Origin of the sequence: Haloactinospora alba (genome assembly GCF_006717075.1) — a bacterium.
Taxonomy (GTDB): Bacteria; Actinomycetota; Actinomycetes; order Streptosporangiales; family Streptosporangiaceae; genus Haloactinospora; species Haloactinospora alba.
The window spans coordinates 376,915-397,269 of sequence record NZ_VFQC01000002.1; the positions used below are offsets into that span (position 1 = coordinate 376,915).

Consider the following 20,355-nt stretch of genomic DNA (forward strand, 5'->3'; position numbering starts at 1 on the left):
TCCGGCATGGGTGCTCGTGCTGGTGTTTTCTCTTGTGGGGTTTTCCCTGTGGGGGAGGGCAGCGGCCGGGTGGTGTCGGGAAGCGGGAGCATGGAGACGAACAGGTTCTGCTTGGTGTTGGCTGTGTGCTGGTGCTGGGTGGGACGCGCGCTGTTGGGTGTCTGAGGGAGCAACCGCTGTGTGCGGGGTGCTTCTGGCCACCCCAACGAAGACTGTGCTGGTCTTGGTGGGTGCCGTGGGCCTGTGGTGGCAGGTTGGATGCTGTGGTTTTCCGGCTGGTGTCGGGAAGCTGGGTGTCTGGTTCTGCTGGTGCGGGTGCGGTGTCTGCTGGGTCTGGTTGTGGTTGTGGTTGGGTGTGTGGCTGGGTGTTTGATTTGTGGATAGTGTGCGCGAGCATCGTGTATCTGTGGTGGCCAAGTAGTAGTGGCATACGGTGGATGCCTTGGTACCAGGCGCCGATGAAGGACGTGGGAGACCGCGATAGTCCATGGGGAGTTGTCAACCAAGCGGTGATCCGTGGGTGTCCGAATGGGGGAACCTAGCCCGAGTTGTGTCGGGTTGCCTCTGTCTGAATGTATAGGGCAGTTGGTGGTAACGCGGGGAAGTGAAACATCTCAGTACCCGCAGGAAGAGAAAACAACGGTGATTCCCTTAGTAGTGGTGAGCGAACGGGGATGTGGCTAAACCATGCGCGTGTCAAGGCGGCAGCTGTTGCGTGTGTGGGGTTGTGGGATGTGCCTGTGGGAGTCTGCCGGCTTCCGCTGGGGCCAGTGTGGTGAGTCGAATCCGGTGGGATCCGGAACCAAAGAGGGTGAGAGTCCCGTAGGTGGAGTTGCGCTGGTTGCGGTGGGCATGGTCCCGAGTAGCGCGGAGCCCGTGAAATTCCGTGTGAATCTGGCAGGACCACCTGTCAAGCCTAAATACGTCCTGGTGACCGATAGTGGACGAGTACCGTGAGGGAAAGGTGAAAAGTGCCCCGGTGAGGGGTGGTGAAAGAGGTCTTGAAACCGTGTGCTGTCAAGCCGTCAGAGCTGCCTTGTTGGGGTGGTGATGGCGTGCCTATTGAAGAATGAGCCTGCGAGTTGTGGTGTGTGGCGAGGTTAACCCGTGTGGGGGAGCCGTAGCGAAAGCGAGTTCTAATGGGGCGTGAGTCGCATGCTGCAGACCCGAAGCGGAGTGAGCTACCCATGGCCAGGGTGAAGCGTCGGTAAGACGTCGTGGAGGCCCGCACCCACCAGGGTTGAAAACCTGGGGGATGAGCTGTGGGTAGGGGTGAAAGGCCAATCAAACTCTGTGATAGCTGGTTCTCCCCGAAATGCATTTAGGTGCAGCGTTGCATGGTGCGTGGCGGAGGTAGAGCGACTGGTTGGTCGATGGGCCGTATTGGTTACTGAGATCAGCTAAACTCCGAATGCCGTCACGTGGGAGTGCAGCAGTGAGACTGCGGGGGACAAGCTCCGTGGTCGAGAGGGAAACAGCCCAGATCGCCAGCTAAGGCCCCTAAGCGTGTGCTGAGTGGGAAAGGTTGTGTAGTTGCTGAGACAACCAGGAGGTTGGCTTAGAAGCAGCCATCCTTGAAAGAGTGCGTAATAGCTCACTGGTCAAGTGATTATGCGCCGATAATGTAGCGGGGCTGAAGCACACCGCCGAAGCTGTGGAGCCCCACCGTTGGTGGGGTTGGTAGGGGAGCGTCGCTGCCTGCGGTGAAGTCTTCGGGTGACCGGGGGTGGAGCGGTAGCGAGTGCGAATGCAGGCATGAGTAGCGAGACCAGGGTGAGAAACCCTGGCGCCGAGTGACTCAGGGTTCCTGGGGCAGGTTAATCCGCCCAGGGTGAGTCGGGACCTAAGGCGAGGCCGACAGGCGTAGTCGATGGATAACGGGTTGATATTCCCGTACCCGTGCGTATGCGTCCGGACCGGCATGTGGGTATGCTAACCACCACCATGATGCTGTCGCACCTGCGGGTGTGGTGGTGTTGTGGCGTGGGATCCGACCATGTGTGGGTCAGCGATGGGGTGACGCAGAGGGGGAGCTCTACCGGGCGGTGGTTGTCCCGGGATAAGCGTGTAGCCCGCAGTATAGGCAAATCCGTGCTGCAGTGGGGTGAGGCGTGATGTCGAGCCGGTGTGGCGAAGTGAGTGGCCCCGTGCTGTCGAGAAAAGCCTCTAGTGAGTGTGCGTGCGGCCCGTACCCGAAACCGACGCAGGTGGTCAGGTAGAGAATACCGAGGCGGTCGGGTGAACCATGGTTAAGGAACTCGGCAAATTGTCCCCGTAACTTTGGGAGAAGGGGAGCCCGGTGTGGTGAACACCCGTGCGGTGGGAGCTGCGCTGGGTCGCAGATACCAGGGGGAAGCGACTGTTTATTAAAAACACAGGTCCGTGCGAAGTCGTAAGACGCGGTATACGGACTGACGCCTGCCCGGTGCCGGAACGTTAAGAGGACTGGTGAGCCCTGCGGGGTGAGGCTGGGAATCTAAGCGCCGGTAAACGGCGGTGGTAACTATAACCATCCTAAGGTAGCGAAATTCCTTGTCGGGTAAGTTCCGACCTGCACGAATGGCGTAACGACTTCCCCGCTGTCTCAACCATGGGCCCGGTGAAATTGCACTACGAGTAAAGATGCTCGTTTCGCGCAGCAGGACGGAAAGACCCCGGGACCTTCACTACAGCTTGACATTGGTGTGTGGGATGGTTTGTGTAGGATAGGTGGGAGCCTGGGAAGCTGACACGCCAGTGTTGGTGGAGGCGTTGGTGAAATACCACTCTGATCATGTCGTACACCTCAACCCGCGCCCGTGATCCGGGTGGGGGACCGTGTCTGGTGGGTAGTTTAACTGGGGCGGTTGCCTCCTAAAAGGTAACGGAGGCGCCCAATGGTTCCCTCGGCCTGGTTGGTAATCAGGTGGTGAGTGTAAGTGCACAAGGGAGCTTGACTGCGAGACGGACGTGTCGAGCAGGTGCGAAAGCAGGGACTAGTGATCCGGCACCACCGTGTGGAAGGGGTGTCGCTCAACGGCTAAAAGGTACCCCGGGGATAACAGGCTCATCTTCCCCGAGAGTTCGTATCGACGGGATGGTTTGGCACCTCGATGTCGGCTCGTCGCATCCTGGGGCTGGAGTTGGTCCCAAGGGTTGGGCTGTTCGCCCATTAAAGCGGCACGCGAGCTGGGTTTAGAACGTCGTGAGACAGTTCGGTCCCTATCCGCTGCGCGCGTTGGAGACTTGGCAAGGGCTGTCCCTAGTACGAGAGGACCGGGACGGACGAACCTCTGGTGTGCCAGTTGTTCCGCCAGGAGCATGGCTGGTTGGCTACGTTCGGGAGAGATAACCGCTGAAAGCATCTAAGTGGGAAGCTTGCTTGGAGATGAGGTCTCCCGCCCCTGTGTGGGGGTAAGGCCGCCCAGAGATGATGGGGTTGATAGGCCGGAGGTGGAAGCTCTGTGAGGGGTGGAGCTGACCGGTACTAATGGGCCGAGGGCTTGTCCACCATGGATACATGGTTGTTCGCGCACACTATTTCACGGATTGCTGCTGCCTGTGGGTGGTGGTTGGTCCCTCATGAGTGTCCCCCCACGCGCGCGTGTGCGTGTGTGGGTGTGGGTTACGGCGGTGAGAGCGGAAGGGAAACACCCGGTGCCATTCCGAACCCGGTCGTTAAGCTTTCTTGCGCCGATGGTACTGCCCCTATGGTGCGGGGTGGGAGAGTAGGTCACCGCCGGACATTCGTTGTGATGGGGTGTGGGTGTGGGGTGGAGACCCGGGTGGGTTTCCCTCACACCCACACCCCACTTTTTACGCACACAGAACACTACTCAAAGCAGTGAAAAGTATTCCCTCTGTTGTAACCCCACCACAACAGCGAACACCGACTCCCGCTGGACGTACCTGCAGTGCGACATCACTGCGGACCCTCCCGGAAGCACGACCCGGGCGGGAACAAATCCGCACGTCACAAGCGCGGAACCCAGCTGTTCCGAAAGTGATCCGGCACACTAGCCCTCGGCGGAGGACGCCCTCCGCCTAAGACAGAGCCGAACCTAGTTCTCCTCGGGTTCCCAATCGGCCGGAGTGTCCATCAGCTGGCGCACCAGTGCAATGAACTCTTCGTCGCTCATCGCTGCCCAGTCCACACGTTCGTTCATGCCGGGGTGCTTTCCCCAGCATCACGGTGAATAAGCTTCCGTGGCCGGATCCGGCCAACCAAATGAGGGTAAACTCCGCGCTTCCCGGGCTACCCGTTCCGGTTAACAGCCCCACGGCACTGTGGACAACGGCAGCGTTTGTTGTAGCCGGTGACGGTACCGTGCGGAAGACTCGGGTCGCGTTCCGCGGTCAGAGTCGAGTCCAGTTGTTCCCCGAACGCGCTGAGCAGGCGGGCCGCGGAGAAGATCCGTTGCGGAGTGACGCCCAGCTCGCGTGCCGCGTCGTCGATGTGCGCCCCCATGCGTAGTTTCGCGATGAGTCGGGAACGCAGGGACGGCGGGAACTCCTCCTCAGCGTTGGCGATCAGCTCTTCGGTGTCGTTGATGGGATAACTCATTGGGTTCCTCGTACGTACAGGAAGTGGGCACCCCGGGAGCCCCCTCCCAGTATCGTACGTGCCTTTCACCTTTCTTTATGCGAGGGTAGCGCACGTCACCGCCCCTACCGGAATCCCCGACCGCTGTTTCCCGTTTCCCACTGCGAGCGGTCCAACCCTGATACACCTCCCGGACGAGGTGCGCCGTACCCGGTAAAGACAAGACGGCGCGGACCTGGGATTCGGAGGCGGATATGGCGTGGGTAGTTCTCATCATCTCCGGACTGCTGGAAACCGCGTGGGCCACCGCGCTCAGTGCCTCGCACGGTTTCACCCGGCTGTGGCCCACCCTCATCTTCGCGGTCACGCTCGTACTGAGCATGGGAGGGCTCGCCTTGGCATTGCGGTCCATTCCGGTCGGTACCGGTTATGCCGTGTGGGTGGGTATCGGTGCGGTCGGCACCGCCATCGTCGGGATGATGTGGCTGGGTGAAGGAGCCAGCGCCGGCAAGCTTCTGTGCCTGCTGCTGGTGGTCTCCGGCATCGTCGGGCTCAAACTGACACATTGACTGCCGACGAATCCGGAGAACCGTGCTCCCGTCGGTTCTCTCTTCGGGATGACCGTTTCCTGCGGGTCACCCGGAGCAGAAATACGAGGGCCGCCTATAGGGAAACGGAAAACCCGAGTTTTCAGCGTCCGATTCCTCTCCCCTTATTGCTCGTGACGGGAACGAGTGTTTCTCTGGTGTCACAACACCAGTACGCAGCGTGTGCGGATCGGACGCTATGATGAGCCCTACTGTTCGCCGCCGTCGGCTCTCCACGGAATTGCGCAAACAACGCGTTCAAGCCGGTATGACCCTTACTGACGTGGCCGGTGTCCTCGAGTGGTCACCCGCCAAACTCGGACATATCGAAACCGGAATCCGGAAGTGGCCCTCGGTGATGGAGGTGTCCGCGCTTCTCAAGTTGTACGGAGTGACAGGAGGTAGGCGTGAGGCGATTCTGACCCTCGCTCGGGAATCCCGCCTCCACCCCTGGTGGACGGAGTACGAAGATGTTCTTTCTTCGGCTTATGTCGGGAATGAATCGGGCGCCGTCACCATAGAAACATACTCCGGCTCTCTTATACCCGACCTGCTCCAGGCCCCGGAGTACACCGCGGCGCTGGGGCGCGTCCGGGGACACGTTCCCTCCGCCGTGGAGCGGATGGTGACCGCCTCGTTGAAACGCCAGGAGGTCTTCGAACGGGGAACACTGGAGCGGTACCACGCTCTGGTGGAGGAGGACGCGCTCCACCGTCTCGATGCCGACCCCGAGATGCGAAGCGCGCAGCTCCACCGCCTGATCGAACTCGCCTCCGACTGCGAACAGGTCGACATCCGGATCCTTCCGGCCGCTGTGGGCTTGCACGCCGGGGCAGTGGCGACGTTCACGATCCTGGGATTCGACCAGGGGGAGCCCTCCCTCGCGTTCGTCGACGCACCGCACGGTGGCAGCATCGTGGAGTCGGAAGAGAGCGTGGACGGGTGCCAGCAGGTGTGGCGGCGGTTGTCGGAGGTGGCCTCATCCCCCGAGGACACGATCACGACGTTGAGGCGCATGGCCCTGCTGGGATGAGGAGGCGACCCGCCGGGGCGCAGCCTCCCCACCCCCGGAGGAGGGGCCGAACCCCCGTGTTCGCCGACAGGGCACAACCGCCCCGCACCACCTGCTGAGCCGGGGCGGGACAGTGGTTCCGGGAAGCCCACGCGCGCAAAACGCCCCTCCCGTGGAACGGAAAGGGCATCTCGGAACCGGGATCGCGTCGAGGGGTTGCTAGCCTGCTAGGAGAATAACCCCATAGAGTTCTCTACTGACGCCTTTCGCTCGGGTGGACGGGCAGAGAGACCGGCCGGTGCCCCGGACGGACTCTCTCCGGCTCTCCGAGCTGCGCGTCCTTACCCGACCGATATATCCGTGATCTCAGAAGGGGTCCACGCCGTGAAGAAGATCATTGTCCTGGCGCTGGTGGCCGTCGGTGCTTTCGCCGTTTACCGCAAGATCCAGGCCGACCGTGCCGAGCTCGACCTGTGGACGGAAGCTACGGCGGCGAACGAGGGCTGACGCCACAGTGGTTCGACCGTCCACGACACGTTCCTGCGTGTTAGGGGCGGTCGTCTGCGTGCCGGGAGACGCGGGCGTGCGTTCGTCCCCTTGCGGGCGCCTGCGCCTCCGCTGCTTCCCGTCCCAACGGATGGTCGCCCCGTAGCGCACCAGAGGGCGCCGAAGGCGGTACAATCGCACTGGTTGTTCCGTACACGACGGGGCCATAGCTCAGCTGGCAGAGCGCCGGTTTTGCATACCGGAGGTCAGGGGTTCGACTCCCCTTGGCTCCACAAGTAAAGATGCAGGCCACCTGCAGAGTTGCAAGGGGACGCACTTACGGACCGAGAGCCGCTTGACCGTGGGTTTGAACACCAGCATGCGGTTGTGACCGTTCAACCGTGACTCTTGGTGCCCCCTCACGGTCGTGACTGACGCATCCCGTTGAACCGTCCATAGGTCGGGGTGCCACCCGAGACGATCGGGTGGCACCCCGACCTTGCTTGCGGACCGCCGAGGAACGGGCACTTGTTCCGTACGAATGCCGGTCGCTCTTGACGGACGGGCCACGCAGGTGGCCCGAATCCTGGACGTGCCGCCAGAGAGCGCTGGGCGCTGGTGGAGCCGAATGCGGTACGGCGGGGTGGCGGCGCTGCGGGGTCGTGTGGCCAGTGGAATTGCGCCTGCCTCCTGCGCATCCTGAGTGCTCGCCTGAAGGGGTGAACGCAGCTCACCCTGGTCCCTTACGGCAGCGTCCCGATGGTTAGTAGTCAGCACGGTTGACGAGACGTTGCAGGTAGGCCGGTACTGCTGTGGAGTGCGGTGACCGGCGTCGGCCGAACGGTGCGCACCGGTTTACGTACCGTGAGGTTCTGGACCTTTCGTAGGCCTTCTCCTCAGGGGGAGCTGTGACGAGCATCGAATTGGGGATTACACCGAGGATCCGGGGGATGTTGCTGCCTTGCAGGCGTCTTGGCGCCTGGCTGACGACGGCGATTCCTGGGCGCAGACGGTTGCCGAGGTCCGGGCTGAGCATGGGTTGGCGCCGCAAGAGATGACGCAGGAGGAACGGCGATATCTGTCGATTTGCCTGTTCTGTGTGCTGTGCGTGCTTTCATGTCACTCCAGAAGTCTCTGGGATCACCACGGGAACGAGGCGTCGGCGCCATCGCCTGTCACTTCTGTTCGCACGTGCCGCGGCTGCGAGGGGGTGCCGCGGCTTCCCCAGGGAGCCGCTCGAACGTGTCGGCGCAGATCGGGCAGTGCCGAACCGTTTCCAGGTCGGTCCCACTGAGCTGGAACTCGAATCCGCACAGGCCCACCATCGGCTCCCCCGCTTTCCGGGCAGCGATCGCGTCATCGTCGACACGGTGGACGATGGGATCGATGGCATCCCGGGCACGGAGCTGGGAGTACACGTACAGGAACAGGTCGCAGGTTCCCGCCTCGTTCAGCTTCTCCTGGGATGCCAGTGCCGCGACGGCTCGTTCGAGTACCGGACGGGCCTCGTCCTCGCGGCCCTGTTTACCGATCGCGCAGCCGTGGAGCGCCGCGGCGAGTGTGCCCAGGGCAGGGAGGGCGTCCCCGGCCTGCGGAGCCGACGGGAGTGCGGTCAGCGCCCGGCTGGCGGTTTCCTCCGCATCGCGCGGCATGCCGGCCTCGAGCTGCGCCGCGGCCCGCAGAACCCGGAGTGCTGACCTCACGGGCGTTTCCGGGGAGCCGGCCTCAGCCGCGCCTTCCTCCCCCGCCTCGCACAGGCGTGCCGCACGGGCGAAATCGGCATCGGCCCACGCCGACAGCGCCGCCTGGTACTGAGCTGCCAGCCGCGGTCCGCACCCTCGGCCGTGGACGCGCTCCACCCGTTCAGCGACGGTGAGGAACACGTGGACGCACTCCGCCAGGCACCCCTTGTCCTGCAGAGCGAAGCCGAGCTTGCCCAACGTCGTGACCGTGTAGACGTGGTCGGGCCCGCATTCCCGTTCAAGTGCTGTCGCAGCCTCGCGCAGGTACCGCGCCGCGTTCCAGGTGTCGCCTCCGGCGAGAGCGTTCTCACCGCACGAGGCGAGTTCCACCATCCCCCAGCGGTGCTCGAACCCCCAGATCCCCACTTGCTCGGACACCTCGAGATCCGATGCCGGCGCCTTCTTCGCCTTCCCCGAGGGCAGGAGGAACCACCGGTCCGGGCGGACCGCAAGCGACCTGAGCGCTATCCGTTCGGCGAGCCACGAAATACCCCAGAACGGGGACGAACCGATGCGCCGGGCCCACCACATCGGCGGCCGCCAGCGGCGGGTGCCGTCGGCGGGGTGCAGACTGTGCGGATCGATCCGCATCGCCGCGCAATAGTACTCGTGGGCGTCGCTGAACCGTCCCTGCAGCGCCAGCGCCGTCCCGATCCCGTGAGCGGCCTGCTGAGTGCACTCGTGCCGGGCTCCCAGGCTTTCGGTGAACTCCCGGTGCAGCACCCGGTATTCCTCTTCGATGTCCGAGATCGCGTTCGGGTTAGGCGGGTGCGGGTCGCACAGCGGGTTGGTCGGCCGTTCCAGGACCACCCGCAAGCGTTGGTCGACCGCGCGCACGCGATCGATGGCGCCGTCCGCGTCGGCGAGGGCGCCCCTGGCCTCAAGGGTCGCCTCATCCGTCGCGCCGAGCAGCCGCTCCTGTTCGCGGATCGCTCTCTCGCGCCAGCGCCGGGCTTCGGTCTGCTTCCCCTGATCCTCGAGGGCCCTGGCCATAAGGGTGCTCCTCTCGTAGGGAGCGTCGCCCTCATTGCCGGTGCGGTCGCGGACGACCGTGACCGAGCGGATCAACCGCTCAGCGACCTCGGGCCTCCCCTCGGTCAGGCGCTGCACCGCGGCTTTCTCCAGGTGGCCGAGATTCTCCGGTGAACCGGGGGGCCACAACTCATCGGTGAAGGACCAGTCGGTCCGGAAGTCCGCGAAGACGCAGGGAACCACTGGCTTCCTGCTCTGGCGGCGCTGCAGCACACTCCGGCGCCTCTTCGACGCCGTCGGGCCGTCTCCGGCGATGTTTCGCGCCATGGCCGCGTTCGCCGAGCTCATTCCACTCGCCAGGCGTCGGGAGGCCGCCTGGCCCCACGTGCCGAGCTCGTCACTGGTGTCGCTGAGAGCGGTGCGCTGACCGGTGTCATCGACCGCCAGCGCCTGTGCGAACCAGTGTTCGGCCTCGATGTGCTCTCCTCGCTCAGCCATGCAGGTACCGACCAGGTAGACCGCTTCAAGGAGCGCTGGGTGGTCGGTTGGCAGGTCCTCCCGGCACCGCTCCACGACGTGCCGCAGGTCCGGCTCGACGCGCTCAGCGCGTCCTCGGGTGAGCAGCGTCTTGAGGTAGAAGAGGATGAGCTCACTGCTCAGGTCGGTGTGCAGCAGCGAGACCAGCTCGCCGAGCATGCCCGCCTCGTGCACCGGGTGGAGCGTGTTGCAGGCCTCTTCGTAGCGCTTTCTCGCCAGGTAGATGGCGGCCAGGTAGCCTCGCGGTACGACCGTGAACTCCGCCCCCAGGTCCTGGGCCTGCGCTACTGCCTTTTGCAGCGTCGTAACCGGCTGCTTCTCCCGCTTGAACGGGTTGGATGCCTGCGCGAGCCCGAGCAGACACGACACCTGGATGGCCAGCAGGCGTCCGTTCCATCCCTGGTCGGGGGCTCGTTCCAGATCCCCGAGCAGCTGCTCGGCGTACACTTCGGCAGGGGCGGGGTTGCCGGAGGCCAGCCACATTGTGCACAGCATCATCCGCGCCTGCACCGAGAACTCATGGTGCGGCTCCAGCCGCTGCGCCAGCTGTTCAGTGGCCTCGCTGAGGAAGGGTTCGGCCCGGTCGTCGCCGACAAGGTAGGCGACCATCCCGACACAGGCCTGCGCGAACAGCACATATGGGTGCTGCGCGGGAAGTTCGCGGTGCAGCTTGCGGTAGCCGTCCTCGGACAGCGCGAACAGTCGACGCAGTTCCGCACTGTCCTCGGCCTGTATCTGGGCCAGCAGTGCCCCGATCTCGACTTGGCGCAGGTGGGCAAGCATGGGGTCGGCCTCCGGGCCGGCGACCTCGGCCTCGAGGATCGCCAGCGCCCGCTGGAAGGCCTGCCTTGCCGCACCGATGTCCGCTCCGACCATGTCGAGGATGCCGCGGTAGGTCAGCGCACTGACCGTCGACCACGGCGGCACCTCGGCTTCCTCCTCCATGCACGCCAGAATCTCGTCTATGGCCTCCCTCGCTTCCTCCGGACGCCGTCCTTCGTACAGCGAGGTCACGGCGAGCTCGACGCGCATGGAGAAGACCTCATCTGTAGACCGGACCTCGTCGATCGCGCGCTCGACCCGTCGCGGCGCGAGTTCGCGCGCCAGCGCCCAGTTCCTGCGCACGAACGCCTCCTGTACCGCGTTGGAGAGCAGCACGGAGTCGGCCTCGGGAAGGAATGCCAGGGCGCGGACAACCTCGCCCCAGGAACGTTCGCCGATTCGCAGCCCCTGGTCGCGCTGGAGCGCGTCGACGAGGTGTTCGTCTGGCCTGCACCGTTCGGGGGCGCCGAGGACGGGAGCGAGCGGTCCGGGCCGCTCGCCGTCCGCGCCGGAGCCGTGGAACCGCTTCGGGTCGAACGCTTCATCCCAGGCGGACCGAAATCCCGCCTCGGCGCCGTTCGCACATGAGCCGTCCAGGTAGAGGAAGGATGCGCGTTCCACCAGTGTCCGCGGAAGTGCCTCGTTCATTCCGAGCCGTCGCAGATCGCAGGCGGCCTGAACCAGGGCCGCGGCCTTGGGGTAGTGATGTGTGAACCCCTTCCAGTGGCCGTCGTAATCCGAGGCCGACCTGGACAGGTGCTCGGCTATGTCCACATTGTCGGCCCGCCACTGGCGCAGCGCGTCGTCCAGCCGGCGGTCGCTGAGCGCCAGTCGCTCGGCGGCGTTCTGGTCTCTCGGACTGGTGTCCGCACCGGGGAGGAGGTGCACGTACCTGATCGCGTTCCACCCCTCGCGCTCGGGGGGACTGGGGAAAGACCAACTCTGGGTTCGCGGATCCCTGGTCTTGGCCACCGTGGCGACGATTCGGCGCGAACCTCGGAAGATGCGCTCGTTGCGCAGTGGCTTGGTCCACCCCTCGGAATCGATCAACTTTGTGACGTCGTCGAGCCACAGCACGCTCTTGCGGTGCGCGATGACGAAATCGACCGCGGCGTTGAGCTGTTCCTTGTCCGCCGGGTCCGGTGCGACCAGGAAGTGCCTGCGCCAACGCGGCTGCTTCAGCGCTTCGAACGCTGCTCGCGTTTTTCCGGTTCGGACAGGGCCAGCAATGATCACGAAATGCGAATCGCTGAGCGTTTCACGCAGTTTCGGGTCGATTTCCCGCTCGATATAGGACGGTAGGAACGGGACTCGATCGTCGTAGGGCGTGCGTGGCGTATTGACTCCCAGACCGAGGTGCGGATCGTGGATCTTTCGGACCGGGGCGCACCTGACGCCCGTAGGGAGGGCAGCAGCGGAGCGCTTCATGGCCTCGCGGTTCAGGTGCTCCGATGCGACAGGCAGAGCGACCCCGCCGACGATCACCGCAACGCCGATAGCCAGCGATGCCCATTCCGGCCACGATTCCGGAATGAGGTTGTCAGCTCCCGCCACCAGGGCTAATGCGATGGCGACGGCGGCGGCGATCCAGATCCGCTTGGCGCCGGATCCCATGAAGAACTCCCAACAGAGTCGTTGTTTGGACTCCTCTTGCCCGAATTATTCTGGAATTCGCTTCACCGGGACCGCAAGGTGCGGATCCCCTGATCCTTTTCCATCTGGCTTCGCGTTCGTGGAGGACGAGAACGGCACACATGGTCTGCCCTGCGTGTAGCGGACAGCAGTGCATTTTGCGCAGGATCTGCCACTTCTTCAGCTCAGCGCTGGCGCGCTCTACCGGTACTGCGCCAGCGGGTGTGCTCGGAGTTGATCTGCTTCCTCCGCTCGGGCTTGTTCTGTCCCTTGGAAGGGGTGAGGATCCCATGGCCAGCGCCGAGATCCCCTCTGTCGGCGAGGACGACCAACCCGTCGTCCGCGAGCCGGCGCAATACCCCGCACAGATGGGCTGCGCGTACATCGTGCACCGATCCGAGCAAGCCCCCGAGGCTCACAGCGGTGTGCCGTCCGAGGCAATTACCACCTGCACGTTCATCCCGTGTTTCTTGTGCTTGCCCGAGTAGAAGGGCCGATCAGCGGCTACCCGGTCGATCGGGATCAGTGTTCCGTCGGGGGTTCCCCCTGGAGTGTGGACACCAGGTGTCCACACTCCAGGGGGAACCCCAGCATCTTCAAGTGGTTGCGGGCTGTGCGAGTGGGGTGGAACCCCGTGGCCTCCAACAGGGTGCCGACGTGGTGCATCGGCCGACGAATCGAAGTAAACCGCTCCCCGTCGAACAGGGTCTCGCCCCCGCCGTGGTCGAGGCCGAGCATCAACCGCATGGTGGTGGAGTTCCCCGAGCCCGTTGGGACCGAGGAAGCCGGTGATCATCCCTGGCCGGACCTCGAAGGACAGATCGTCCACTGCGACCGTCTTCGTATATCTCTTATGCAGGCCTTTCGTCGAGATCACGGTGTTCCAATCGGGAGGGTCGGACGGGTGGGTGAAGGTGTTCGTCGTCATGTTTCCGGCTCCGCCCGGTGCGCTCGTGACCGGCAGCAACAACCTAGGAGCCGCGCTGGGGAGCAGGCACCCCGTGCGCGCGCCAGCGCGGGATTGGTGCAGGCATCACCGCCGACCGGGGGCTGTCCGGCTCGCATCGGTAGGTGGGCTTCAGCGGCATGATGAAAAGCGCTGCCACGTGCGTTGCGGCAGCGCGAGGTACATGTGGATCGCCTTCACCCCATGCGATCCCCACCGATGCCGGAGCCGCGGCGACGGGCCGGCTCCGGCGACGCCGTCCCGGTACCGCGCCGTCGCCAGAGGTCGTACCAGCCTTACCCCGAACCGGCATGCTTGCCCGGATCGTCGGCCGACAACCCGCCGCCCAATATCCGGGCATGCCCCCCGGGACCGTGCCGAGTCGGGGCCTCCATCCTCTACTCGCTGTCCACCTTCCGTTTGGCCTCGATCGGCGTGCCCCTGATCATCCCCGTCCTGGAACTCGGCGTGGCCACGTTGGTCATCGGAATCGGACTGCCGATCCTGGGCTCGCCCCGCGGATCGCACGCGGATTCGCCCAGGAGACCACCGCGGCGATCAGCGCCAGCAGCAGCACCGCGACGGTGGTGACCCAGCGGGAGGCGACCTCATCGGTCACTCCCATCGCTGGCCCTAGCAGTGTCGGGCTTGGCCTCACCCCCCGGTTTTCCCTGCACAGGCCCGGAGGGCAGATCGATGGTCGGTCCTTCGATGACCGGGGGCGGGGGTCGTATTGTGTGAAGTTGGCTCCACAAACGAATTAGCAGGTCATGCGATCCCTGACGGCCGTCCGGGTCCACGCCCGGGCGGCCCTCGTGTGTCTCGTGCACATTTGGTGCGCGTCGCTCGTGCTGCCCGTTCCGGTGTCGGGTTTCCTGTTGGCCCGTTCGGGACGCTCGGGACCGTCAGAACGCCACGGCAGGTAGCGCTGGGTCACCTCCCCACCACCGGGCCGTACCGACACGGGACGGTACTGGCGCGTGCCCTAGGTTGGGAAACGCCAACCAGGGCTGTGGAGTGTGGGGAGGTGCCGTGACCTCTGGGGAGACACGACGGCGGTACTCGCGCGTGGAGCTGGTAGAGCGGGCGCGGGCGCTGGCCCGGGACGGTGGCCGGCGGTTGCTGGGGATCGCGGGCGCACCCGGAGCAGGGAAGGGAACCCTGGCAGAACAGGTGTGCGCGGAGCTGTCCGGGGCGGCGGCGCTGGTGCCCATGGACGGTTTCCACCTGGCCGAGACCGAGCTTGCCCGCCTCGGCCTCCGGGACCGCAAGGGTGCGCCGGAGACCTTCGACGCCGCGGGATACGCGGCACTGTTGCGGCGGTTGCGCGACCGGGGGCCCGACACGGTGTACGCGCCGGAGTTCCACCGCGAGGTCGAGGAGTCCTACGCGGGCGCCATTCCGGTCGGCCCGGAGGTGCCGCTGGTGGTCACCGAGGGCAACTACCTCCTGTTGGACACCGGGCCGTGGGCCGAGGTCCGGAGCCTTCTCGACGAGGTGTGGTTCCTGGCTCCCGGTGAGGAGGAACGCAGGTCCCGACTGGTGGCGCGGCACGTGCGGCACGGTAAGGAACCGCGCGAGGCGCGGGAGTGGGTGGCGCGCAGCGACGAACCCAACGCCGAGGTGGTCGCGCGAACCCGGCACCGTGCGGACCTCGTCGTCACCGGCGACCCGGAGTGAACGGGTGGTGCAGTGCCTGCGGCGGAGGGGAACCCTGCCCCGTAACGGATGGAGCACCCGGGTTGATACGCTCCCTCCCGGTCGGCCGTCCCCGGTGGGGCACAGGGAATCCGGTGTGAGTCCGGAACTGGCGCGCAGCGGTGAGGATGACGGTCGGGGCCGGACGCCACTGGGCCACACGGATCCGGGAAGGCGCCCCGACCGGGAGATTCCGAGTCCGAAAACCTGCCGACCACTGGCCCGCGTCAGCGGCACGGGTCAGTGCCATGTACACGGGTCCCGCGCACGGACCCCATGTGAGAAGGGTTTTCGGTGTATCCGAACGTTCTCCGGCCCACGTACCCGTCCATCCGGTCCGCCACGGCGGTGTTCGCCGCTGTCACGGTGCTTGGCGCCTGCGGGACCCCGTCCGAGGAACGGGACACCTCGGCGGGGGCCGTCATCGACAACTGCGGCCACGAGGTGGAGGAGGGTCTCGCTCCCGAACGCGCGGTCTCGTTGAACCAGGGGACCACCGAGATCATGCTGTCGTTGGGGTTGGCCGACCGCATGGTGGGGACCGCGACGTGGACCGATCCGGTCATGGAGGGGCTCGAGGAGGAGGAAGAGCGCGTTCCCCGTCTGGCCGAGAACGCTCCCTCGTTCGAGCGGGTCCTCGAGGAGGAACCCGACTTCGTCGCGGCGTCGTTCGAATCCACTCTCGGTACGGGTGGTGTCGCCGAACGCGACGACTTCGAGGACCTCGGCGTGCCCACCTACGTCTCCCCGTCCGACTGCGTCAAGGACAACAGCGGCTCCGGGGACGGCGTCCGTGAAGAGCCGCTGGGAATGGGCGACATATACGGGGAGGTTCGGGAGCTGGCGCGGGTGTTCGGTGTCGAGGACCGGGGCGAGGAGCTCGTCACGGACCTGAAGGAACGCGTCGGTGAGGCGAGCCGGGATGTCGACGCTTCCGGAACGACGGTCATGTACTGGTTCGCCAACTCCGAAACGCCCTACATGGGCGGTTGTTGTGGTGCCCCTGGCATCATCACCGAGACGGTCGGCGCCGAGAACGTCCTCGACGCTACGACCAAGGAGTGGCCGCAGGTCAACTGGGAGAGCGTGGCCGATCACGATCCGGACGTACTGGTCATCGGGGATCTGACCCGGGAGAGCCAGAGCGCGGAGAGTGCCGAGGAGAAGATCTCCTTCCTTGAGGACAACCCGGTCACACAGCACATGCGTGCGGTCGAGGAGGAGCGCTACGTCGTGGTCAGCGGGGCCGCGATGAACCCCTCGATCCGCACGGTCGAGGGCATCGAGCAGGTGGCGGCGGCCCTCACCGACGACGCACCGGGGGAGTGACCGATGCCGGGAACCGTGCGTGTCCGGCACCGGCTCGGCACCACGGCCGTCACCGTTTCCGGTGTAGCGCTGATCGCGCTCTCGATCGCGGTGACGATCACCATCGGGCCGGCGGGGATATCCGTGTCCGAGGTCGCGTCGGTGATCGTGGCGCGGCTGGGCGGCTCCGAGTCGGGCATGTCGGTGATCCGCGAGGGAATCGTGTGGGACCTGAGGCTGCCGCGCACCCTGTTGGCCGCGCTCTGCGGCGCCGGGCTCGGGATGTGTGGTGCGGTGATGCAGTCCCTGCTGCGCAACCCTCTCGCTGACCCGTTCGTGCTCGGTGTGTCCTCCGGGGCCTCCACGGGTGCGGTCCTGGTGGTGATCGTCGGGGTCGGCGGCACCCTGTCGTTGTCCGTGGGAGCCTTCGCGGGAGCGTGCCTGGCGTTCGCGTTGGTGATGCTGCTGAGCAAGGTCTCCGGTGGCACGACCGCTAAGGTCATCCTGTCCGGGGTGGCCGTGATGCAGCTCTTCTCCTCCCTGACGTCGTTCATCGTCTTCTCCTCCGGGACCGCCGAGGAGACGCGTGGTGTGCTGTTCTGGCTGCTCGGCTCCCTGAGCGGGGCCTCCTGGCTCGACGTGGCGGTGTGCGCGGGCGCGCTGACGGTCGCGTACCTCGTGTTCGCCGCTCGCGCCACCGCACTGGACGCGTTCGCCTTCGGTGACGACGCCGCCGCCTCTCTGGGGGTGTTTGTGGCCCGCGCACGAACCCTCCTGCTGGTCGCCGCGGCGCTGCTGACCGCGGTGCTGGTGAGCGCGTGCGGCGCGATCGGGTTCGTCGGGCTCGTACTGCCCCACGCCGCACGGGCCCTGGTCGGTCCGGGGCACCGGTTCCTGCTGCCGACGACGGCGTTGGCAGGGGCCGTGTTCATGATGTGGGTGGACACTGTGGCGCGCGCCCTGTTCGAGCCGCAGGAACTGCCGGTCGGTGTGATGACCTCGCTGATCGGTGTTCCGGTGTTCGTGTTGATCCTGCACCGTGCCCGCAGACCGTGGTAACCGCGCTTTCGGAGGGTGTGCTGTGAGCTTGTGCGCCCAGGACGTGTCCTGGACCGCCGGGGGGAGGCTGATCGTCGACGGGGTGAGCCTGACCGCCGGCAGCGGGGCGACCGTGGGGTTGTTGGGCCCCAACGGGTCGGGGAAATCGTCGCTGTTGAGGTTGCTTTCGGGAGTGCGCGACACCAGCTCGGGAGCGGTGAGTCTGGACGGCACACCGATCACGGAACTGGGAAGGCGGGAGATGGCCCGCCGGGTGGCTGTGGTGGAGCAGCACTCCTCGACAGAAGTCGACCTGACGGTCTCCGACGTGGTGAGGTTGGGCCGGATTCCGCACCGGCGCGGTTGGGCGGGACCCACGGCCTCCGACGAGGAGGTGGTGCGCGGCGCCCTGCACCGCGTGGGCCTGGACCACAGGGCCGAACAGTCCTGGCAGACCCTCTCCGGCGGGGAACGTCAGCGTGTCCAGATCGCTCGGGCGCTCGCCCAGGAACCGCGGGAGCTGCTTCTGGACGAACCCACCAACCATCTGGACATCCGCAACCAGCTGGACCTGCTGGAGCTCGTCGTGCGCCTCCCGGTCACCACCGTGATGGCCCTCCACGACCTCAACCTGGCATCGATGTACTGCGACGCGCTGGTGGTTCTGGCCGAGGGGCGCGCCGTGGCTGCCGGGCCTCCCGCACGGGTCGTCACCGAGTCGCTCATCGCCGAGGTCTATGGCGTGCGTTCGACGGTGGACCCGAACGGTCCCCGGAACCGGCCCGCCGTGCGTTTCCTCCCCGGTCCTCCTCCGGAGTAGAGCCGTTGGTGTTCCCCGCTCCCTGCTATGGCCCGGACCAGCGGCTCGCCAGGAGGTACGCGCGCGTTCTCCTCGATCCGCGACAGCCGGGGAATGGCGGGGCGTGCGGTGATGTTGCCCACTCGGTGTACGTCCATGCGGCGTTGAGTGACCGCGGGGCAGGTAGCCCGTGTGACGAGGAGCCGCATGGTGCTGGGTTTCCGGTTGCTACCCCCAGGAACCGGAGTGTTCGGGACAGGAGGTCCTGATGCGTATTGGCTTCACTCTGCCGCAGATGGGAGCACTCGCGCACGAGACGCACGACGTCGCACGTTTCGCGCGCGAGGCCGAACGGATCGGCGCCGACAGCCTGTGGGTGGGTGACCGGTTGTTGGGTCCGGTCAACCCCAGTGTCGGGTACTTCGGTTCGGACTCCATCCCCGAGGAGTTCCACGCCGTCCTCGACCCCTTCGCCCTCATGGCGGTGGCCGCGACGGTCACCGAACGGGTGAGTGTCGGCGCGAACGTCCTCAACGCCCCCTGGTACGCGCCCGCGGTGCTCGCTCGCTCCCTCACCACGATCGACCGTCTCAGCGGTGGTCGGCTCCTCCCCGGGTTCGGGACGGGGTGGTCCCCCGAGGAGTACCAGGCGGCGGGAGTGCCCATGAAGGAGCGTGGAGCGCGCCTGGACGAGTGTCTGGACGCCCTCGAGGTCCTCTGGTCCGAGAACCCGGCCCAGTACGAGGGAAAGCACTGGCGGGTCCCGGCAACCCACAGCGACCTCAAACCGGTGCAACGCCCCCGCCCTCCCGTGTACCTCGGCGCGTTCGCCCCCGCGGCCATGCAGCGCGTCGCCCGCCGCGCGGACGGGTGGCTGCCGGTGGTCGCCCCCGGGACGGGGCCGTTCGACCCGACGGCGATCACCGCTCCCATGGCGGACATCCGCACCAGGGCATCGGAGGCGGGTCGTGATCCCGCCGAACTCGGCATGGTGCTGCGGGTGTATCCCACCGCTACCGCATCGGTCGACGAGATCGCCGAGGCCCTCGTGCGCGCGGAACGCGAGGCGGGGGTCGACCACGCGTTCGTGGAGATGATGAACGTCGCCACAGAGGTGGACGGCGCTCTCGAGCTCGCCGAACGGGTGTTGGACACCGCCCGCGCGTGACCCGTACCGGCAGTACCGCACCGTTCCGCCGCGTCGCCCCGGCTGTGCCGCGGCGGAACGGGCCGGGTGTGTGCTCGGCTTCGGGAAGGGGGCCCTCCAGGCCGGGCGGTCCGGCCGGTTTGGGAAAGATTTGGCGTGTTCGGAAACTTCCGCCGGGTGAATGTCAGTGGTGCGCGGTTACATGCTGGCGGCACCAGTAACGACACGAGGGGAAGAACCATGACCACCACTGACTTCGCGACCGGTTCACCGTGCTGGATCGACCTGGGTGCGACCGACACCGACGCCGCCGTCGCCTTCTACGGCGCGGTGTTCGGGTGGGAGTACCACCCGTTCGGCCCGGAGCCGGGCGGTTACGGCGCCTTCCGGTCGGGCGGGAGGACCGTGGCCGCTGTCGGCCCGCTCACCGAAGAGGGCGCCCGGCCTTCCTGGACGGTTTATTTCGCCACCCCCGACGCGGAGAAGACCGCGAGCACGGTGCGGCGCGCCGGCGGGACGGTTCGGGTGGAGCCCGGCGACGTCGGTGGTGAGGGACGGCTGGCGCAGTTCACCGACCCGGTGGGTGCCGATTTCGCGGTGTGGCAGCCGGGCGCGACGCGGGGGCTGGAGCGGACGGGGGATCCGGGGAGCCTGACGTGGATAGAACTGTGCACCAGCGACGTGGCCGCCTTGGTCGAGTTCTACAGGGCGCTGTTCGGGTGGACCACGAGCGATGTGCCGCTTCCGGGGGGTGGCGGGGTGTACAGCCTGATCATCCCGCAGGACGGCAACGTTGGGCAGGCCCAGGGCGGGATGGTGCAGCTCGACGCCGACAGCATGCGGGAGGAGGGCGGCCCCTACTGGCACCCCGTGTTCGAGGTGGCCGACTGCGACGCCACCATCGCCCGGGTGACGGATAACGGCGGCAAGGTCCGGATGGGCCCCGAGGACGCGGAGGGCGTCGGCCGGCTGGCGGTCTGCCTCGACGGTTCCGGCGCGGAGTTCGTCGTCCTGACCTCGGCCGGGGAGTAGCCAGCTGGGCTGGCGGACGGAGGAGCCGGAGGCCGACACTGTGGCCCCGCCCTCGGAAACGACGGGGCGGTATCG

15 protein-coding genes, 1 tRNA gene, 2 rRNA genes and 2 riboswitches are annotated in these 20,355 nt (G+C 66.1%); of the genes, 12 read left to right on the forward strand and 6 right to left on the reverse strand.

Annotated features, from left to right (window positions below):
• Window positions 1–410: 410 nt before the first annotated feature.
• Both FHX37_RS19355 and rrf read left to right on the forward strand, forming a co-directional pair.
• Window positions 411–3,491, forward strand: a 23S ribosomal RNA gene (locus tag FHX37_RS19355).
• A 114-nt stretch (window positions 3,492–3,605) separates the two neighbouring features.
• Window positions 3,606–3,724 (forward strand): 5S ribosomal RNA (gene rrf / locus FHX37_RS19360).
• Between the two features lie 510 nt (window positions 3,725–4,234).
• Here the strand turns inward: rrf and FHX37_RS19365 are convergent.
• On the reverse strand, window positions 4,235–4,543 hold the full coding sequence (locus tag FHX37_RS19365; RefSeq protein WP_141925637.1) for a hypothetical protein: 309 nt from the start codon (window positions 4,541–4,543) through the stop codon (window positions 4,235–4,237).
• Window positions 4,544–4,686: 143 nt separating this feature from the next.
• Window positions 4,687–4,756, forward strand: a riboswitch (guanidine-III (ykkC-III) riboswitch).
• A gap of 20 nt (window positions 4,757–4,776) precedes the next feature.
• Between FHX37_RS19365 and FHX37_RS19370 the strand changes: the two genes are divergently transcribed.
• From FHX37_RS19370 to FHX37_RS19380, 4 genes are all read left to right on the forward strand, one after another.
• Window positions 4,777–5,091 (forward strand): DMT family transporter, encoded by a 315-nt coding sequence (locus FHX37_RS19370; RefSeq protein ID WP_141925638.1) that lies wholly within the window; start codon window positions 4,777–4,779, stop codon window positions 5,089–5,091.
• A 286-nt stretch (window positions 5,092–5,377) separates the two neighbouring features.
• Window positions 5,378–6,142: a helix-turn-helix domain-containing protein gene (locus FHX37_RS19375; RefSeq protein WP_246062445.1), complete on the forward strand. Its 765-nt coding sequence runs from the start codon at window positions 5,378–5,380 to the stop codon at window positions 6,140–6,142.
• Between the two features lie 363 nt (window positions 6,143–6,505).
• Entirely contained in the window at window positions 6,506–6,628 is a 123-nt protein-coding gene (locus FHX37_RS23310) for a DLW-39 family protein (protein ID WP_211351963.1), read from the forward strand.
• Window positions 6,629–6,827: 199 nt separating this feature from the next.
• Window positions 6,828–6,900, forward strand: a tRNA-Ala gene (locus FHX37_RS19380).
• Window positions 6,901–7,782: 882 nt separating this feature from the next.
• Here the strand turns inward: FHX37_RS19380 and FHX37_RS19385 are convergent.
• From FHX37_RS19385 to FHX37_RS23020, 5 genes are all read right to left on the reverse strand, one after another.
• Complete coding sequence (locus FHX37_RS19385; RefSeq protein WP_141925640.1) at window positions 7,783–12,294, reverse strand: tetratricopeptide repeat protein; 4,512 nt, start codon at window positions 12,292–12,294, stop codon at window positions 7,783–7,785.
• Between the two features lie 203 nt (window positions 12,295–12,497).
• Entirely contained in the window at window positions 12,498–12,704 is a 207-nt protein-coding gene (locus FHX37_RS23750) for a hypothetical protein (protein WP_170181646.1), read from the reverse strand.
• Window positions 12,705–12,727: 23 nt separating this feature from the next.
• Window positions 12,728–12,886, reverse strand: coding sequence for a transposase family protein (locus FHX37_RS23920; RefSeq protein WP_141925642.1), 159 nt, complete (start codon window positions 12,884–12,886; stop codon window positions 12,728–12,730).
• A complete protein-coding gene (locus FHX37_RS19400) occupies window positions 12,835–13,059 on the reverse strand; it encodes a hypothetical protein (protein ID WP_141925643.1) in 225 nt (74 codons plus the stop codon). Before FHX37_RS19400 ends, FHX37_RS23920 begins: the two co-directional genes overlap by 52 nt.
• A gap of 680 nt (window positions 13,060–13,739) precedes the next feature.
• Window positions 13,740–13,883 carry a hypothetical protein gene (locus FHX37_RS23020; protein ID WP_170181647.1) on the reverse strand — a complete coding sequence of 48 codons (144 nt, stop codon included), beginning with the start codon at window positions 13,881–13,883 and terminating at the stop codon, window positions 13,740–13,742.
• Window positions 13,884–14,290: 407 nt separating this feature from the next.
• On the opposite strand from FHX37_RS23020, the gene FHX37_RS19405 reads away from it, so the two are divergent.
• The 6 genes from FHX37_RS19405 to FHX37_RS19430 all read left to right on the forward strand — a co-directional run bounded on the left by FHX37_RS19405 (window position 14,291) and on the right by FHX37_RS19430 (window position 20,280).
• Window positions 14,291–14,938 (forward strand): nucleoside/nucleotide kinase family protein, encoded by a 648-nt coding sequence (locus FHX37_RS19405; RefSeq protein WP_246062446.1) that lies wholly within the window; start codon window positions 14,291–14,293, stop codon window positions 14,936–14,938.
• Between the two features lie 65 nt (window positions 14,939–15,003).
• Window positions 15,004–15,185: riboswitch (cobalamin riboswitch) on the forward strand.
• 65 nt (window positions 15,186–15,250) lie between these two features.
• Window positions 15,251–16,285 (forward strand): ABC transporter substrate-binding protein, encoded by a 1,035-nt coding sequence (locus FHX37_RS19410; protein ID WP_141925644.1) that lies wholly within the window; start codon window positions 15,251–15,253, stop codon window positions 16,283–16,285.
• A gap of 3 nt (window positions 16,286–16,288) precedes the next feature.
• Window positions 16,289–17,323 (forward strand): FecCD family ABC transporter permease, encoded by a 1,035-nt coding sequence (locus FHX37_RS19415; protein ID WP_141925645.1) that lies wholly within the window; start codon window positions 16,289–16,291, stop codon window positions 17,321–17,323.
• 22 nt (window positions 17,324–17,345) lie between these two features.
• Entirely contained in the window at window positions 17,346–18,122 is a 777-nt protein-coding gene (locus FHX37_RS19420) for an ABC transporter ATP-binding protein (RefSeq protein ID WP_141925646.1), read from the forward strand.
• 247 nt (window positions 18,123–18,369) lie between these two features.
• Window positions 18,370–19,269, forward strand: coding sequence for a TIGR03619 family F420-dependent LLM class oxidoreductase (locus tag FHX37_RS19425; protein WP_141925647.1), 900 nt, complete (start codon window positions 18,370–18,372; stop codon window positions 19,267–19,269).
• 219 nt (window positions 19,270–19,488) lie between these two features.
• Window positions 19,489–20,280 (forward strand): VOC family protein, encoded by a 792-nt coding sequence (locus tag FHX37_RS19430; protein WP_141925648.1) that lies wholly within the window; start codon window positions 19,489–19,491, stop codon window positions 20,278–20,280.
• Window positions 20,281–20,355: the final 75 nt, after the last annotated feature.

Coding starts and splice junctions, on each gene's coding strand:
- FHX37_RS19365 (WP_141925637.1), bottom strand. CDS start 4,543: ATGAGTTATCCCATCAACGACACCGAAGAGCTGATCGCCAACGCTGAG.
- FHX37_RS19370 (WP_141925638.1), top strand. CDS start 4,777: ATGGCGTGGGTAGTTCTCATCATCTCCGGACTGCTGGAAACCGCGTGG.
- FHX37_RS19375 (WP_246062445.1), top strand. CDS start 5,378: ATGACCCTTACTGACGTGGCCGGTGTCCTCGAGTGGTCACCCGCCAAA.
- FHX37_RS19385 (WP_141925640.1), bottom strand. CDS start 12,294: ATGGGATCCGGCGCCAAGCGGATCTGGATCGCCGCCGCCGTCGCCATC.
- FHX37_RS19400 (WP_141925643.1), bottom strand. CDS start 13,059: ATGCGGTTGATGCTCGGCCTCGACCACGGCGGGGGCGAGACCCTGTTC.
- FHX37_RS23020 (WP_170181647.1), bottom strand. CDS start 13,883: ATGGGAGTGACCGATGAGGTCGCCTCCCGCTGGGTCACCACCGTCGCG.
- FHX37_RS19415 (WP_141925645.1), top strand. CDS start 16,289: ATGCCGGGAACCGTGCGTGTCCGGCACCGGCTCGGCACCACGGCCGTC.
- FHX37_RS19425 (WP_141925647.1), top strand. CDS start 18,370: ATGCGTATTGGCTTCACTCTGCCGCAGATGGGAGCACTCGCGCACGAG.
- FHX37_RS19430 (WP_141925648.1), top strand. CDS start 19,489: ATGACCACCACTGACTTCGCGACCGGTTCACCGTGCTGGATCGACCTG.